This window comes from Brachymonas sp. J145 (assembly GCF_036312245.1).
Taxonomy (GTDB): domain Bacteria; phylum Pseudomonadota; class Gammaproteobacteria; order Burkholderiales; family Burkholderiaceae_C; genus Brachymonas; species Brachymonas wangyanguii.
Window position 1 is genome coordinate 282736 of record NZ_JAZDCI010000002.1, and the last position, 13953, is coordinate 296688.

General features: G+C 67.2%; 14 protein-coding genes and 1 riboswitch. Of the genes, 12 read left to right on the forward strand and 2 right to left on the reverse strand.

Annotated features, from left to right (window positions below):
- Positions 1–153: 153 nt before the first annotated feature.
- Genes lpxK through kdsB form a run of 3 tightly spaced genes read left to right on the forward strand, consistent with a single transcriptional unit; the run spans position 154 to position 2299 of the window.
- Positions 154–1266: a tetraacyldisaccharide 4'-kinase gene (lpxK, locus tag V1261_RS03645; RefSeq protein WP_329770080.1), complete on the forward strand. Its 1113-nt coding sequence runs from the start codon at positions 154–156 to the stop codon at positions 1264–1266.
- Positions 1267–1313: 47 nt separating this feature from the next.
- Positions 1314–1526 (forward strand): Trm112 family protein, encoded by a 213-nt coding sequence (locus tag V1261_RS03650; RefSeq protein ID WP_329770081.1) that lies wholly within the window; start codon positions 1314–1316, stop codon positions 1524–1526.
- Positions 1523–2299, forward strand: a complete 777-nt coding sequence (gene kdsB / locus V1261_RS03655; RefSeq protein WP_329770082.1) for a 3-deoxy-manno-octulosonate cytidylyltransferase — start codon at positions 1523–1525, stop codon at positions 2297–2299. Before V1261_RS03650 ends, kdsB begins: the two co-directional genes overlap by 4 nt.
- Before the next feature lie 4 nt (positions 2300–2303).
- On the opposite strand, the gene V1261_RS03660 is transcribed toward kdsB, so the two are convergent.
- Both V1261_RS03660 and alaS read right to left on the reverse strand, forming a co-directional pair.
- Positions 2304–3032 carry a hypothetical protein gene (locus V1261_RS03660; RefSeq protein ID WP_329770083.1) on the reverse strand — a complete coding sequence of 243 codons (729 nt, stop codon included), beginning with the start codon at positions 3030–3032 and terminating at the stop codon, positions 2304–2306.
- 128 nt (positions 3033–3160) lie between these two features.
- A complete protein-coding gene (gene alaS, locus V1261_RS03665) occupies positions 3161–5794 on the reverse strand; it encodes an alanine--tRNA ligase (protein WP_442877947.1) in 2634 nt (877 codons plus the stop codon).
- Between the two features lie 119 nt (positions 5795–5913).
- A riboswitch (cobalamin riboswitch) is annotated at positions 5914–6125 on the forward strand.
- A 149-nt stretch (positions 6126–6274) separates the two neighbouring features.
- Between alaS and V1261_RS03670 the strand changes: the two genes are divergently transcribed.
- The 9 genes from V1261_RS03670 (at position 6275) to V1261_RS03710 (ending at position 13936) form a co-directional block, all read left to right on the forward strand.
- Positions 6275–6916: an energy-coupling factor ABC transporter permease gene (locus tag V1261_RS03670; RefSeq protein WP_329770085.1), complete on the forward strand. Its 642-nt coding sequence runs from the start codon at positions 6275–6277 to the stop codon at positions 6914–6916.
- 76 nt (positions 6917–6992) lie between these two features.
- The gene (gene cobM / locus V1261_RS03675) at positions 6993–7817 is read left to right on the forward strand and encodes a precorrin-4 C(11)-methyltransferase (RefSeq protein ID WP_329770086.1); all 825 of its coding nucleotides are present in this window, start codon (positions 6993–6995) and stop codon (positions 7815–7817) included.
- Positions 7814–8713, forward strand: coding sequence for a sirohydrochlorin chelatase (locus tag V1261_RS03680; protein WP_329770087.1), 900 nt, complete (start codon positions 7814–7816; stop codon positions 8711–8713). Before cobM ends, V1261_RS03680 begins: the two co-directional genes overlap by 4 nt.
- Positions 8714–8716: 3 nt before the next feature.
- Complete coding sequence (locus V1261_RS03685; RefSeq protein WP_329770088.1) at positions 8717–9391, forward strand: precorrin-8X methylmutase; 675 nt, start codon at positions 8717–8719, stop codon at positions 9389–9391.
- 3 nt (positions 9392–9394) lie between these two features.
- Positions 9395–10606: a cobalt-precorrin-5B (C(1))-methyltransferase gene (locus tag V1261_RS03690; RefSeq protein WP_442877946.1), complete on the forward strand. Its 1212-nt coding sequence runs from the start codon at positions 9395–9397 to the stop codon at positions 10604–10606.
- Positions 10607–10608: 2 nt separating this feature from the next.
- Positions 10609–11913, forward strand: a complete 1305-nt coding sequence (cbiE, locus tag V1261_RS03695; RefSeq protein ID WP_329770090.1) for a precorrin-6y C5,15-methyltransferase (decarboxylating) subunit CbiE — start codon at positions 10609–10611, stop codon at positions 11911–11913.
- The gene (gene cobI / locus V1261_RS03700) at positions 11910–12707 is read left to right on the forward strand and encodes a precorrin-2 C(20)-methyltransferase (protein ID WP_329770091.1); all 798 of its coding nucleotides are present in this window, start codon (positions 11910–11912) and stop codon (positions 12705–12707) included. The genes cbiE and cobI overlap by 4 nt, the downstream gene beginning before the upstream one ends.
- Complete coding sequence (locus V1261_RS03705; protein WP_329770092.1) at positions 12700–13509, forward strand: cobalamin biosynthesis central domain-containing protein; 810 nt, start codon at positions 12700–12702, stop codon at positions 13507–13509. The genes cobI and V1261_RS03705 overlap by 8 nt, the downstream gene beginning before the upstream one ends.
- On the forward strand, positions 13502–13936 hold the full coding sequence (locus tag V1261_RS03710) for a cobalamin biosynthesis protein (protein ID WP_329770093.1): 435 nt from the start codon (positions 13502–13504) through the stop codon (positions 13934–13936). Before V1261_RS03705 ends, V1261_RS03710 begins: the two co-directional genes overlap by 8 nt.
- The last annotated feature ends 17 nt before the right edge of the window (positions 13937–13953 follow it).

The window sequence follows — 13953 nt, forward strand, 5'->3', positions numbered from 1 at the left end:
CGTTTAGCCGGCAATGCTTCAGTGCTACACCCTGCCGTGACACACAGATCGCTACAACCCCGGATGATACCGGCCGCCCCGCCAGCTGCCGGGCAGGTGATAATAGCCGTTGACCTTTTACCCGCTGCCGTACTCCCGCCCTCCTCCCCTGCCATGTGGTCTGATTCCGCCTTTCTGCACCGTACCCTGCCGCGTATCTGGCAGCAACGCGGTCTGGCCTCCATGCTGTTGCGCCCGTTGTCGGCGCTGTACGGCCTGGTCTGGCGCTGGCAGCGCCGGCGCGCCGTGCGCAGCAACCGCACCCGGCTGCCGGTCCCGGTGCTGGTGATCGGCAACGTGGTGGCCGGCGGGGCCGGCAAGACACCGACCACCATCGCCACGGTGCAGCACTTCCAGTCGCTCGGCATTCCGCTGGGCGTCATTTCGCGCGGCTATGGCCGCAGCGCCGATGCCCCGGACTGCGTCTGCATCACGCCCGATATCGATGCCGCCATTGGTGGTGACGAGCCGGTGCTGATTCACCTGCGTACCGGCGTGCCGGTAGTCGTCTGCGCTGACCGCACCCGTGCGGCGCAACAGCTGCTCAAGCTCTACCCGCAGACGCGGCTGATCCTGTGCGATGACGGCCTGCAGCACCATGCGCTGCTGCGCGATGGCGAGATCTGCGTGATCGACGAGCGCGGCATCGGCAACGGCCTGCTGCTGCCGGCCGGTCCGCTGCGCGAGCCCTGGCCGCGCGCGGTCGATATCGTGCTGCTCACCGGCCAGCCTGATCCGCCACTGACGATACCGCCGGGCCAAGCCGCCTACCAGGCCAGCCGTACCTTGCACGACCACGCCATGCGCGCCGATGGCCGCCAGCATGCCCTGGCCGAGTGGGTGCGCCTGCAGCAACCCGTGATCGCGCTGGCCGGCATCGCCCAGCCGGAACGCTTCTTCAGCATGCTCGAAGGCCTGGGCCTGACCGTGGCCGAACGCCATGCGCTGCCCGATCACGCCAACCACGACACCCTGGCCGGCCTGGCACGCGAGCTGCTGTCGCGCCGCATGCCGGTGCTGTGCACCGAAAAGGACGCCGTCAAGCTCTGGGACATGCTGCCGCAGGCCTGGGCGGTGCCGCTGGTGCTGACCCCCGAACGCGCCTACTACGCCGCGCTGTCGGCCTGGTGGCTGCGCCAGGCACGTTTCAACGGCCATCCGGCGGCGATGCATCCGGCACCGGCCGAGCCCGCATTGGCAGAAGCCGGCAGCGCGCCTGCCTCCTGAATCGGCAGCCGTACAATGGCTGCATTCCTACCGAGAAGAGAAATCCCATGGATCCCAAAATGCTGGAACTGCTGGTCTGCCCCGTAACCAAAGGCCCCCTCACCTACCAGGCTGCCACGCAGGAGCTGGTATCGCTCAGCGCGCGCCTGGCCTATCCGGTGCGTGACGGCATCCCGGTGCTGCTGGAGAACGAGGCGCGCACCCTGAGCGACGACGAGATCGACGCCGGCCGCAAGCCCCAGCCCGACACGGCCGCATGAGCGCTCTGCCCTTCACCATCCTGATTCCGGCGCGCATGCAGAGCACGCGTCTGCCGGGCAAGCCGCTGGCCGATATTGCCGGCGTGCCGATGGTGGTGCGCGTGGCGCAGCGTGTGCAGGGCATCAGCGAGCAGGTGCAGGTCGTGGTTGCCGCCGACGATGTGCGCGTGCTGCAGGCCTGCGAGGCGCATGGCGTACAGGCGCTGCTGACGCGCGATGACCATCCCTCCGGCAGCGACCGGCTGGCCGAGGCCGTGACGCTGCTGAACCTGTCTGACGATGCCATCGTCGTCAACGTGCAGGGCGATGAGCCGCTGATCGACCCGGCCTTGCCGGCCGCGATTGCCGCGCTGCTGGCCGCCTCGCCGCAGGCCAGCATGTCCACCGCCGCCCATCCGATCACCGACTGGGCCGACATGCGCAACCCGAACGTGGTCAAGGTGGTCTGCGACGCGCAGCAGCTGGCGCTGTATTTCAGCCGCGCACCGATTCCGTGGTGGCGTGATGGCTATGCCGATGGCGACATACCGGCCGTCCTGTCGGTCGAGCCGCAGCCGCTGCGCCATATCGGCATCTACGCCTATCGCGCCGGCTTCCTGCGCCAGTTCCCGACGCTACCGCAGGCCCCGATCGAGACCTGCGAATCGCTGGAGCAGCTGCGTGCGCTCTGGCACGGCCACCGCATTGCCGTGCACATCACGCCCGATGCGCCCGGTACCGGTGTCGATACGCCGGAAGACCTGGAGCGCGTGCGCGCCCTGCTGGCGGGCTGAGGCCTCAGCGGTCCTCGCGGCCGCCCATGGCCATCCCCATGCCCATGCCGGCACCACCGCCGGCTGCCGCGCCGCCTGCGCCACCTCCTCCGCCGCCACCGCCACGGGCATTGCCCGCTCCGGCACCAGCGCGACCGCCACCCGGGCCACTGCCCGGACGTACCGGCCCCTGATCGGGCACCCGCACATCGGCCGGAATATCTTCCAGATACAGTGCCGATCGGATAAAGGTACGCAGCGAATGCACCAGCGCAGCCAGCCGCACTGGCCGGCCATCGACCATGTCCTGCGCCGCCTTGGCCGCCAGCCGCACCTGTTCTTCCGTGCCCAGCAGGATGATGTCGGACAGCGCCGCCTCGACCGCATCACGCGTGCGACGCCGGCGTTCGGCAATCGTGTCCGGCACCGGGCCCCACTCGTGATCTTGCAGCTCCTCGACCAGATCCAGCTCGCTGCGGACGGCCTGCGGCGCAGCTGCCTGCACCGCATCCTGTTCGCGTTTGTGGCGCGGATCGACCGTCAGGTCACCGGTAAACGAGCCGCCCAGCGTCTTGTAGGCGGCAATCAGGGTGCGCAAGCGTTCGTTGATCTGGCGGTTCTCGCGTTCGCGCTTGCGCTGGATGGTCTGCATGAACACCAGCCGGATGCCGATCATCAGCAGCGTCATCACCAGCAGGCTGATGATGGTGCCGAGAAAGCCCTGCCAGGAACTGAAGTCGATAAAGCTGCGCATGCACGATCCCCGAGTGACAAACGAAAAAGGCGACCGGAAACCGGTCGCCCCCGTGTGCAGGCATCATGCCATGCACGGCGCAGTCAGGCTGTCAGACCAGGCCGCAGCCTGTGCCTGACGCCGCAGGGTCAGGCGCGCTCGCCGACCCAGCCGGCCACGCTCTCCAGCGCTGCCTGCAGGCCAGCCGGGTTGGTACCGCCGGCCATCGCCATGTCGGGCTTGCCGCCCCCCTTGCCACCGACCTGGCTGGCGACAAAGTTGACCAGCTCGCCGGCCTTGATCTTGCCGATGCTGTCCTTGGTGACACCGGCGGCCAACTGCACCTTGTCGCCATCGACCGCGGCCAGCACGATGGCGGCGGTCTTCAGCTTGTCCTTGAGCTTGTCCATGGTCTCGCGCAGGGTCTTGGCATCGGCACCATCGAGCTGGGCGGCCAGCACGCGGATGCCCTTGACCTCGACCGCGCTGTTGGCCAGCTCGTCGCCCTGGCTGGAGGCCAGCTTGCCCTTGAGCGCGGCGATTTCCTTCTCCAGCGTCTTGACCTGGTCTTGCACCTGGCTGATGCGGCCCAGCAGCTCGGCCGGCGGCGTCTTCAGCGCTCCGGCAGCGTGTTCGACAGTCCTTTCCAGATCCTGCAGGTAGGCCAGCGCGTTCTGGCCGGTGACGGCCTCGACGCGGCGCACGCCGGAGGCGACACCGCCTTCAGCGACGATCTTGAACAGGCCGATATCGCCGGTGCGGTGCACATGGGTGCCGCCGCACAGCTCGACCGAGCTGCCGATATCCAGCACGCGGACTTCATCGCCATATTTTTCGCCGAACAGCATCATGGCGCCGGTCTCGCGTGCAGCGTCCATGTCCATCAGGCGCGCCTGGGTGTCGGTGTTGGTCAGGATCTCGGCGTTGACCTTGGCCTCGATAGCGGCGATCTGCTCGTCAGTCAGCGGCGCGTTGTGGGCAAAGTCGAAGCGGGTGCGCTCGGCGTTGACCAGCGAACCCTTCTGCTGCACGTGGCTGCCCAGCACTTCGCGCAGCGCCTTGTGCATGATGTGGGTGACGCTGTGGTTGCGCATGGTGGCTTCACGCAGCGCCGGGTTGACCTGTGCCAGCACGCGGTCGCCAACCTGCAGCTTGCCTTCGGTCATGACGCCGTGGTGGCCGGGCACATCGGTCTTGACCTTCAGCGTGTCCTCGACACGGAAGGCGCCGCGGAAATCGGCTTCGCCAGCGGTGTTAACGGTAGCGAGCACGCCCTGGTCACCGACCTGGCCGCCGCTTTCGGCGTAGAACGGGGTGACGTCGAGTACCACCACGCCGGCCTGGCCTTCTTCCAGCTGCTGCACCGGTTCGCCATCGGCGTAGAGCGCCTGCACCGTGGCCTGGCCCGTCAGGGTGTCGTAACCGGTAAAGGTGCTGGCCGCACCCTGGTAATCCAGCAGCTTGCCCATCTTGAACTTGCCGGCAGCGCGCGCAGTGTCCTTCTGCTCCTGCATGGCTTCGTCAAAGCCGGCTTCATCGACCGTGACGCCGCGCTCGCGGCAGACGTCCTGCGTCAGATCCAGCGGGAAGCCGTAGGTATCGTGCAGCTTGAAGGCGACATGGCCGGGCAGTTCGCGGCGGCCGGCGATCAGGGCGTCGTCCAGGATCTCCATGCCTTTTTCCAGCGTCTCGAAGAAGCGCTCTTCCTCGGTACGCAGCGCATCGGTGATCAGCCGCTGCTGTTCGCGCAGGCGCGGGTAGGCATCGCCCATGAGCTCGACCAGCACCGGCACCAGCTTGTGGAAGAACGGCGTCTTCTGGCCCAGCTTGTAGCCGTGGCGGATGGCGCGGCGGATGATGCGGCGCTGCACGTAGCTGCGGCCCTCGTTGCCGGGCAGCACACCATCGCTGACCAGGAAGGCGGTGGCGCGGATGTGGTCGGCAATGACCTTGAGCGAGGGGTTGGCCAGGTCAGCGCAGCCGGTTTCGCGCGCGGCGGCGCGGATCAGGGCATCGAACAGGTCGATCTCGTAGTTGCTGTGCACGTGCTGCATGATGGCGGCGATGCGCTCCAGGCCCATGCCGGTATCGACGCAGGGAGCCGGCAGCGGCGTCAGGCTGCCGTCCTCGTGCATCTCGAACTGCATGAACACGTGGTTCCAGATCTCGATGAAACGGTCGCCGTCCTCGTCCGGGCTGCCCGGAGGGCCGCCGGGGATATGGTCGCCGTGGTCGTAGAAGATCTCGGAGCACGGGCCGCAGGGACCGGTATCAGCCATCATCCAGAAGTTGTCCGACTTGTACTTGCCACCCTTGTTGTCACCGATGCGGATGATGCGCTCTGCCGGCAGGCCGATGACGTTCTTCCAGATGTCGTAGGCTTCATCGTCGTCCTGGTAGACGGTGGCCAGCAGGCGTTCTGCCGGCAGGCCGTAGACCTGCGTCAGCAGCTCCCAGCCCCACTGGATGCTTTCCTTCTTGAAGTAGTCGCCAAACGACCAGTTGCCCAGCATCTCGAAGAAGGTGTGGTGGCGTGCGGTGTAGCCGACGTTTTCCAGGTCGTTGTGCTTGCCACCGGCACGCAGGCAGGCCTGTACGCTGGCCGCGCGCACGTAGGGGCGCTTGTCCGTGCCCAGGAACACCTCCTTGAACTGCACCATGCCAGAGTTGGTGAACATCAGCGTCGGGTCATTGCCCGGCACCAGCGGGCTGGAAGGCACTACCGTGTGGCCCTTGCTGGCAAAGAAGTCGAGGAAGCTCTTGCGGATTTCCGCAACCGTCATTTTCTGGGGGGAAGTCATGCTTGCGTGCCACCCGGCTGGGGCGGCTGGTAAAAGTGAAAAAATCGCTGTCCAGATTATAGGTGTCGCTGCATTCTGTTGCATGCCGCGGGAGCAGCCTATAATGCCAGTCACGCACAGGTGTCCTGCGGCTGCAATGCCACAGGATGAAACGGGAAACTGGTACGGCTTCGGCCCAGTCCAGTGCTGCCCCCGCAACGGTATGTCAGCCAAGCCTGCCGCAACACGCCACTGGTCCTTGAACCGGGAAGGTGCTGCAGGCCGTCACACGACACTGACAAGCCCGGAGACCGGCCTGCGCGATCCAGGTTTGTCAGCGTTGCGGTGGGCGATGCGGGCGGCAGTGCACGTGCGCGTCCCCGCGTCTTGCGTGCCTCTCTCCCCTCCTTCATCACGACTGTGACAGACAGTCTGCCAGCCCCGCTGGCAACTCTCGTCAAGGCGATGCATCAGGAGGAAACCATGCACATCGAACCCGGCATTCTTGCCGCCACCAAGCTCTCTTTTGCCACCATTGCCGCCAGCGGCATGCTGCTGGCCTACGCCCCGCGCCTGCTGAAGCAGCCCACGCTGCTGCTGCGCACCCTGCTGGCCGCCAGCTTCTTCTCGCTGTTCATGCAGCTGTTCCACATGCCGGTCGGGGCCTCCGAGTTGCACTTTGTCGGCGCCATGCCGATCTACCTGCTGCTGGGTTTCGTGCCGACGCTGTTCGGCTTTGCCTTTGGCCTGCTGCTGCAGGGTCTGCTGTTTGATCCGCAGGATCTGGTGCACCTGGCAGTGAACGCGCTGTCGCTGATGGTGCCGCTGGCCGTGGTGCACTACGGCATTGGCCAGCGCATTGGCCGCCAGTTCAGCGTGGCCAATATCGTCAAGCTGGATGCGCTGTTCTACGCCGGCGTGACGCTGATGGTCGGCTTCTGGCTGCTGCTGGGCGAGCAAGCCACGCCGCTCGCCCACTGGGCGCAGTTTGCCGCCTCCTACATGGCGCTGGTGCTGCTGGAGCCGCTGGTGACGCTGGCCGTGCTGCGCCTGGCCAGCCTGTTCCGTGACAGCAACTGGGCACGCCTGTGCCTGGACGAACGCGTCACCACCACTACCGCCTGATTCCCTGATTGCCGCTTTCTGGCCGGCCTGTTGCTACAGGCCGGGCTGCGGCATGCCCTGTTGACGGATATTTCCCATGCCAACTCCCCCTACCCCGGGCCAGGTCTGCTTCGTCGGTGCCGGCCCTGGCGACCCGGAACTGCTCACGATCAAGGGCCGCGACCTGATCGCCCGGGCCGGCGCCATTCTCTATGCCGGCTCGCTGGTCAGCGAAGCTGCCACGCGCTGGGCACCGCCCGGCTGCACGATTGCCGACAGCAAGGACATGACGCTGGAGCAGATCTGCGCCTGGCTGATCGCGCAGGCCCGGCAGCACGCCACCGTGGTGCGCTTGCAGACCGGCGATCCTTCACTCTACGGCACGCTGATCGAGATGGTGCAGCCCCTCGATACCGCCGGCGTGCCGGTACTGGTGGTACCGGGCGTGACCTCGGCCATGGCGAGCGCGGCCACGGCGGTGGAGAGTTTCACCCTGCCCGAAGTCACGCAGACCGTGATCCTGACCCGCATTGCCGGCCGCACGCCGATGCCCGAGGGCGAAAGCCTGCGCGAGCTGGCGGCGCACCGCTGCACGCTTTGCATCTACCTGTCGATCACGCTGCTGCACACCTTGCAATCCGAGCTGCGCGCCGCCGGCTGGCCGGAAGACGCGCCGATGCTGGTGGTGCACAAGGCGAGCTGGCCAGGCGAGGAAAAAATCCTGCGCGGTACGCTGGCCACGATCAAGGACATCTGCCGCGAGGCCGGTGTCGTCAGCCAGAGCATGGTCATTGCCAGCCCGGCACTGGGTGCGCGCCACTGGCCGGAACTGGCCAAGTCGAAGCTGTACGACGCCAGCTTCAGCCACCGTTTTCGCCGCGCCAGTGCGCCGGCACCCGCTTCCCCGGAGACCCCGACATGACAACCACCCTGCTGCTGGTCGGCCACGGCTCGCGCGATGCCGATGGCAATGCCGAAATCGAACAATTTGCACAACAGTGGCGGCAACGCCAGCCCGGCTGGCACATCGAACTGTGCTTTATCGAGTTTGCCGAGGTGCTGCTGGACACCGGGCTGGACCGCGCGGCCCGGCTGGCACAGGCCGGTAACGGCAAACTGCTGGTGCTGCCGCTGATCCTCAACGCCGCCGGCCATGTGAAAGGCGATATCCCCTACGCCATTGAGCAGGCTCGGCTGCGCCATCCACAGGTGCAGTTCGATTACGCACCGCATCTGGGTGCCGGCGAGGCGGCGTTGGCCATGCTGCAGCGCCAGCTGCGCCAATGCATGCAACGGCTGGACATGCCGGATCCGCGCAACACCGGCGTGATCCTGCTGGGGCGCGGCTCCAGCGACTGCCGGGCCAACGGTGAAGTCGCCAAGCTGGCGCGCTGGCTCTGGGAAAGCGCGCAGCACGAGCTGGTGGACGTGGCCTTTACCGGCATCACCCATCCGCGGCTGGAGCGTGCGGTGCAGCGCCAGGTCATTCTGGGCATGACGCAGGTCGTGATCCTGCCCTACTACCTCTACACCGGCACGCTGGTCAAGCGCATCCAGCGCCAGCTGCAGCACCTGCGTGTGCAGTACCCGCAGATCCGTTTCGCGCTGGGCCATTACCTGGGCTTCGAGCCGGAGATCTTTGCGCTGCTGGAACAGCGCGTGGAGCGCTGGCAGCGCGGTGCACCGCATGCCACGGTGCGCTACGACGTCAGCGGCCATGTGCCGCACCACCATCACGGGCACGACCATGCGCACGAACACGCCCATCACGATCACCACCACGGGCATGCGCATGCTCACGCCGAAACCGCGCACTGAACCATGTCTACCGTCAACACCATCACCGAACAGCTGACGCGCGCCGGCCAGGCGATCGAGCACGACAGCTTTGCCATCATCGACCAGGAAGTCGGCCCGCATGGCTACACGCCGCAGCAGTGGCCGATCGTGCGGCGCATGATCCACGCCAACGCGGATTTCGATTTCAACGGCCTGACGCGTTTCCATCCCGATGCGGTGCGCGCCGGCCTGCAGGCCATGCTGCGCGGCGGCACGCCCATCGTGGCCGATGTGGAGATGATCTGCGTCGGTCTGTCGAAGCCGCGACTGGCGCACTTCGGCATGATGACCCACCAGTTCATCAGCGATGCCGACGTGATCGCGCAGGCGCGCGCCGAGGACACGACGCGTGCGGTGCAGGCGATGCGCAAGGCGCAGCGGCTCGGCCTGCTGGATGGCGCGATCATCGGCATCGGCAATGCGCCGACGGCGCTGATCGAGCTGGTGCGGCTGATCCGCGAGGACGGCGTGCGTCCGGCGCTGGTGGTCGGCATGCCGGTCGGTTTTGTCAGCGCCGCCGAAAGCAAGGCGCTGATGGCCGGGCTGGATAGCGTGCCCTGGATCGTGATCGATGGCCGCAAGGGTGGCTCGACGCTGGTGGTAGCCGCACTGCATGCGCTGCTGGCGCTGGCCGAAGCGCAACAAAAGCAAGGCTGACCGATGGCCATGGCCGACAAGCCCGCCAAGGGCACCCGTACCGGCTTTACCACCGGCGCCTGCTCGGCGGCCGCAGCGCGCGCCTGCGCCATTGGTCTGCTCGACGGCCAGGTGCCGGGCCAGGTCTGCAGCCTGCTGCCGAATGGCGATCGCGTGCGCTTTGCCGTAGGCGATGGCCGGGTCGGCGGCGACGGCCTGCAACGCACGGCACACGCCTACGTCGAGAAGTTTGCCGGCGACGATCCGGACTGCACCGACCGGGCACACCTCACGGTGGATCTGCGCATCCTGCCCGGCTGCGCCGGTGAAGTGCGTTTTCATGCCGGCGCGGGTGTCGGCACCGTCACCATGCCCGGCCTGGGCCTGGACGTGGGCGGCCCGGCGATCAATCCGGTGCCGCGCCAGAACATCGCCGACAACCTGCGCGAAGTGGCCGCGCCGCTGCTGGCGGAGCACGGGCTGGACGTGACGATCAGCGTGCCGGATGGCGAGCAGATGGCGAAAAAGACCACCAATGCGCGACTCGGCATCCTCGGCGGCATCAGCATTCTGGGCACGACCGGCATCGTCAAGCCCTACTCCACCAGCGCCTGGCGTGCCAGCGTGGTGCAGGGCATCCAGGTGGCAGCCACGCTGGACCACGGCGTGGTGGCACTGACCACCGGCGGCCGCACCGAGAGCTTTGCCATGCAGACCTTGCGTCAGGACCAGCCGGATCTGCCGGCGGCCTGCTTTGTGCAGATGGGCGACTTCCTGCGCTATGCACTCGATGAAGTGGTGGCGCAAGGCATTCCGCTGGTGGTACTGGGCGTGATGGTAGGCAAGCTGACCAAGATCGCGCAGGGCGAAACCATCACCCACGCCAATCGCAATGTGGTCGATACCGATCTGGTGGCCGAGATTGGCCGCCGCATCGGTGCCAGCGCCGCTGATTGCGCCGCGATGGCGGCATCGCCCACAGCGCGCTTTGGCGCCGAACTGATGGTGGAACGCGGCCTGGGCGATGCCTTCCACGCCGCACTGGCCCAGGCCGCGATCGACACGCTGACCGCGCCGGAGCGCTACGGCAATGCCTTCCAGCTGCGCGTGCTGGTCTGCGACTTTGCCGGCCAGCAGGTCGCCGACGTGCTGTCGCCGCCCGGCCAGCCGCGCCCGACGGCACGCGGCCGCACCGGCATCGGCCATACCCATTCGGCAGATTTCGATACGGAGTGAGCATGAACAGCCAAGACCCCAACCCCTGCCGCATCATTGGCGTGCTGGATGATGGCGCAGCCAGCCTGAGCGCGACCGCGCTGGCCTATATCCGCAACGCCGATGTACTGATCGGCGGCACACGCACGCTGGCCCTGCTGGCGCATCACGCCAGGGACACGGCCGTGCAGCATGACCTGACTGGCGCACTGGCACAAGTGCCTGGCTGGATCGCGCAGGCACGCGAGGCCGACCAGAGCTGCGTGGTACTGGCCACCGGCGACCCGCTCTGCCACGGCATTGCGCCCTGGCTGGCGCAGCAGCTGTGCATCGAGTCGCTGGAGATCCTGCCCAACCTGAGCACGCTGCAACTGGCCTGCGCCCGCATCGGCCTGGCCTGGCAGGAGGCGAAGATCGTCTCGGTGCACGGCAAGGATGCCGGTGAATGGCAGCGCGGCAGTTTACCCGGCCACGGCCTGTACGCGCTGGCGCAGGCCGTTCGCGCACACGACCGCCTGCTGTTGCTGACCAGCCCGGCCAACACGCCGGCACGCATTGCCCGGCTGCTGCTGGCCGAAGGTCTGGGCGAGGCGTTCCAGCTGGCCGTGGCAGAAAACCTGCTGCAGCCCGATGAGCGCGTCTACGCCCAACTGACTCCGGCCGAAGCCGCGGCGATGGACTTTGCGCCACTCAACGTGGTGCTGCTGTGGCGCAGCCAGCCGCGTCCGAATCCGGTGCTGCTCGGCCGGCCCGACAGCAGCTACCAGCAGCGCCAGCCGGACAAGGGCCTGATCACCAAGCAGGAAGTGCGTGCCGTCTCGCTGGCACGGCTGCAGCTGCGTGCCGACAGCGTGGTCTGGGATATCGGCGCTGGCAGCGGCTCGGTCGGGCTGGAAGCCGCGCGGCTGTGCCAGCAAGGCCATGTCTGCGCGATCGAGAAAAACGCCGCCGATATCGCCATCGTGCAGGCGAATCATGCGGCAGCCGGCATCAGCAACTACAGCCTGTTCCACGGCAAGGCGCCGGAACAGCTGGAGCACTGGCCTGATCCCGATGCCGTCTTCATCGGCGGCAGCGGCGGCGAACTGCCGCAGCTGATCCGCATCGTGCTGCAGCGGCTGCGCCCGGGTGGCCGGCTGGTGATGAATTTCGTCACGCTGGAAAACCTGGCCACGGCCACCGCCACCCTGAGCGAACTGCAGGCCGACTGGGATGTGCTGCAACTCCAGGCAGCGCGCAGCAAGCCCATCCTGCACATGCACCGCATGGCGGCAGAAAACCCGGTCTGGCTGGTCTGCGCCCGCCAGCACGACAAGGAGCATCCATGAACACCCGCACTGGACGCCTGATCGGCGTTTCCCTCGGCCCCGGCGATCCGGGCCTGATCACGCGCGCCGCCTGGGACGCGCTGCAATGCCGCGATGCGGTCTGGACCTACCCGGCACGCAGCGGCAAGACGCCGAGCTACGCGCTCGATATCACCCGCCGTGCCGGCCTGACGCCGCCAGAGCAGCACGCGCTGCTGCTGTTTCCGATGACGCATGACGGCGACAAGCTGGCACGCGCCTGGCTGAAAGCTGCCGACACCGTGCTGCCCTGGCTGCAGGCCGGCCAGGACGTGCTGTTCCTGGTCGAAGGCGATGCCAGCACCTACGCCACCTTCGGCCATCTGGCGCGCACCGTGCGCAGCCTCGATGCACGTATCGCCACGCCGGTGATTGCCGGCGTCAACTCCTTCAGCGCCGCCTGCGCCGATGTCGGCGTGCCGCTGTCCGAACAGGACGACACCATTGCCATCGTGCCTGCCGCCTACGGCGTCAGCGCGATCGACCGGCTGCTGCCCGACTTCGACACGCTGGTGCTGATGAAAATCAAGCCAATCCTGGACGAACTGCTGGACTGGCTGCAGCAGCGCGATCTGCTCGCCAGCAGCCATTTCATCGAGCGCGTCGGTGCCGAGGACGAGCGCACGCTGGGCGGCCAGGATCTGCTGCAGCTGCGCGGCAGCACGGTGAGCTACCTGTCACTGCTGGTGGTGAAGCACCCGCACCGCATCCGTGGCGAACGCATCAAGGGCTGCCTAAAGAAATCCAGCCCGGTACCGGAGGCCAGCCATGTCTGAGGTCAAGCTCTCTGCCGCCGCCGTGCCCGACGAGCAGGTACGCGTCTGCCTGGTAGCGATCACGAAGCACGGTGCCGCGCAGGCGCGCCAGCTGGCCGAATGCTGGCCGCAGCAGCTAGCGCTGCCGCATATCTGCACCAGCCACAAGTTCGGTTCCGTATTCGACGGCCTGGCCAGCACCGTGCACGTCTACCACGGCGCGCTCAAGGACGAGATCGGCCCGCTGTTCGCCAGTTACGACCAGCTGGTCTGCCTGATCTCGCTCGGTGCCGTGGTGCGCCTGATCGCACCGCACCTGAAAGGCAAGGACGAGGATCCCGGCATCATCGTGGTGGACGATGCCGGCCAGTATGTGATTCCGGTGCTGTCCGGCCATGTCGGCGGCGCCAATGCCTGGAGCGAGCGCGTTGCCGATCTGCTCGGCGCCACGCCGGTGCTGACCACGGCGTCCGACGTGGGCCGCACGATTCCGGTCGATATCCTGGGCCGGCACCTCGGCTGGCGTGTGGAAGCGCCCAAGATCAACATCACGCGCGTCTCCGCCGATGTGGTCAATGGCGAGCCGGTCGCGCTGGTGCAGGAGGCCGGCAGCCGCCACTGGTGGACGCGCAGCACGCCGCCGCCAGCCAACGTGGAGCTGCTGGATCGCTTCGACCAGGTACAGCCGGAGCGCCACCGCTCGGTGCTCTGGGTCACGCATGCCGAGCTGGACGATGCCTTCTGGCAGCAATGGACCGAGCGGCTGGTGGTGTATCGCCCGCCGGCCGGCCAGCAGCCGGACGACAGGAGCCACCATGCCTGAGATCCGCATCGCGCTTGGCCTGGGCTGTGACCGCAACACGCCGCTGGAGACGCTGCAGCAGGCCATCGACCAGGCGCTGGCGCAATCCGGCCACACGCGGGCGCAGGTCGCTGCCGTGGCCAGCATCACGCTCAAGGCCGATGAGGCCTGCATGCAGCAACTGGCGGCGCTGCAGGGCTGGCCGATGCGCTTTTTCACGCCGCCACAGCTGGCCGCGGTGCCGGTGCCAAATCCGAGCGACACCGTGCGCCGGTACACCGGCACGCCCTCGGTCAGCGAGGCGGCCGCCCTGCTGGCTGGCGGCCTGTATCTGGGCCGTACGCAAGCCCTGCCCATGCACGCGCTGTGCGTGGAAAAACACAAGTACCGCGGCGCCGATGGCAGGAACGCCACGGTGTCGATCGCGCTGCTGCCCGGCAGCCGCTAACCCTTTTTCTGGAGATT

Excerpts from the sequence above, each read along its gene's own strand:
- V1261_RS03650 (WP_329770081.1), top strand. The coding sequence starts at position 1,314 with ATGGATCCCAAAATGCTGGAACTGCTGGTCTGCCCCGTAACCAAAGGC.
- V1261_RS03705 (WP_329770092.1), top strand. The coding sequence starts at position 12,700 with ATGTCTGAGGTCAAGCTCTCTGCCGCCGCCGTGCCCGACGAGCAGGTA.
- V1261_RS03685 (WP_329770088.1), top strand. The coding sequence starts at position 8,717 with ATGTCTACCGTCAACACCATCACCGAACAGCTGACGCGCGCCGGCCAG.
- V1261_RS03660 (WP_329770083.1), bottom strand. The coding sequence starts at position 3,032 with ATGCGCAGCTTTATCGACTTCAGTTCCTGGCAGGGCTTTCTCGGCACC.
- V1261_RS03680 (WP_329770087.1), top strand. The coding sequence starts at position 7,814 with ATGACAACCACCCTGCTGCTGGTCGGCCACGGCTCGCGCGATGCCGAT.
- V1261_RS03710 (WP_329770093.1), top strand. The coding sequence starts at position 13,502 with ATGCCTGAGATCCGCATCGCGCTTGGCCTGGGCTGTGACCGCAACACG.
- cobI (WP_329770091.1), top strand. The coding sequence starts at position 11,910 with ATGAACACCCGCACTGGACGCCTGATCGGCGTTTCCCTCGGCCCCGGC.
- alaS (WP_442877947.1), bottom strand. The coding sequence starts at position 5,794 with ATGACGGTTGCGGAAATCCGCAAGAGCTTCCTCGACTTCTTTGCCAGC.
- cbiE (WP_329770090.1), top strand. The coding sequence starts at position 10,609 with ATGAACAGCCAAGACCCCAACCCCTGCCGCATCATTGGCGTGCTGGAT.
- V1261_RS03670 (WP_329770085.1), top strand. The coding sequence starts at position 6,275 with ATGCACATCGAACCCGGCATTCTTGCCGCCACCAAGCTCTCTTTTGCC.
- kdsB (WP_329770082.1), top strand. The coding sequence starts at position 1,523 with ATGAGCGCTCTGCCCTTCACCATCCTGATTCCGGCGCGCATGCAGAGC.
- cobM (WP_329770086.1), top strand. The coding sequence starts at position 6,993 with ATGCCAACTCCCCCTACCCCGGGCCAGGTCTGCTTCGTCGGTGCCGGC.
- V1261_RS03690 (WP_442877946.1), top strand. The coding sequence starts at position 9,395 with ATGGCCATGGCCGACAAGCCCGCCAAGGGCACCCGTACCGGCTTTACC.
- lpxK (WP_329770080.1), top strand. The coding sequence starts at position 154 with ATGTGGTCTGATTCCGCCTTTCTGCACCGTACCCTGCCGCGTATCTGG.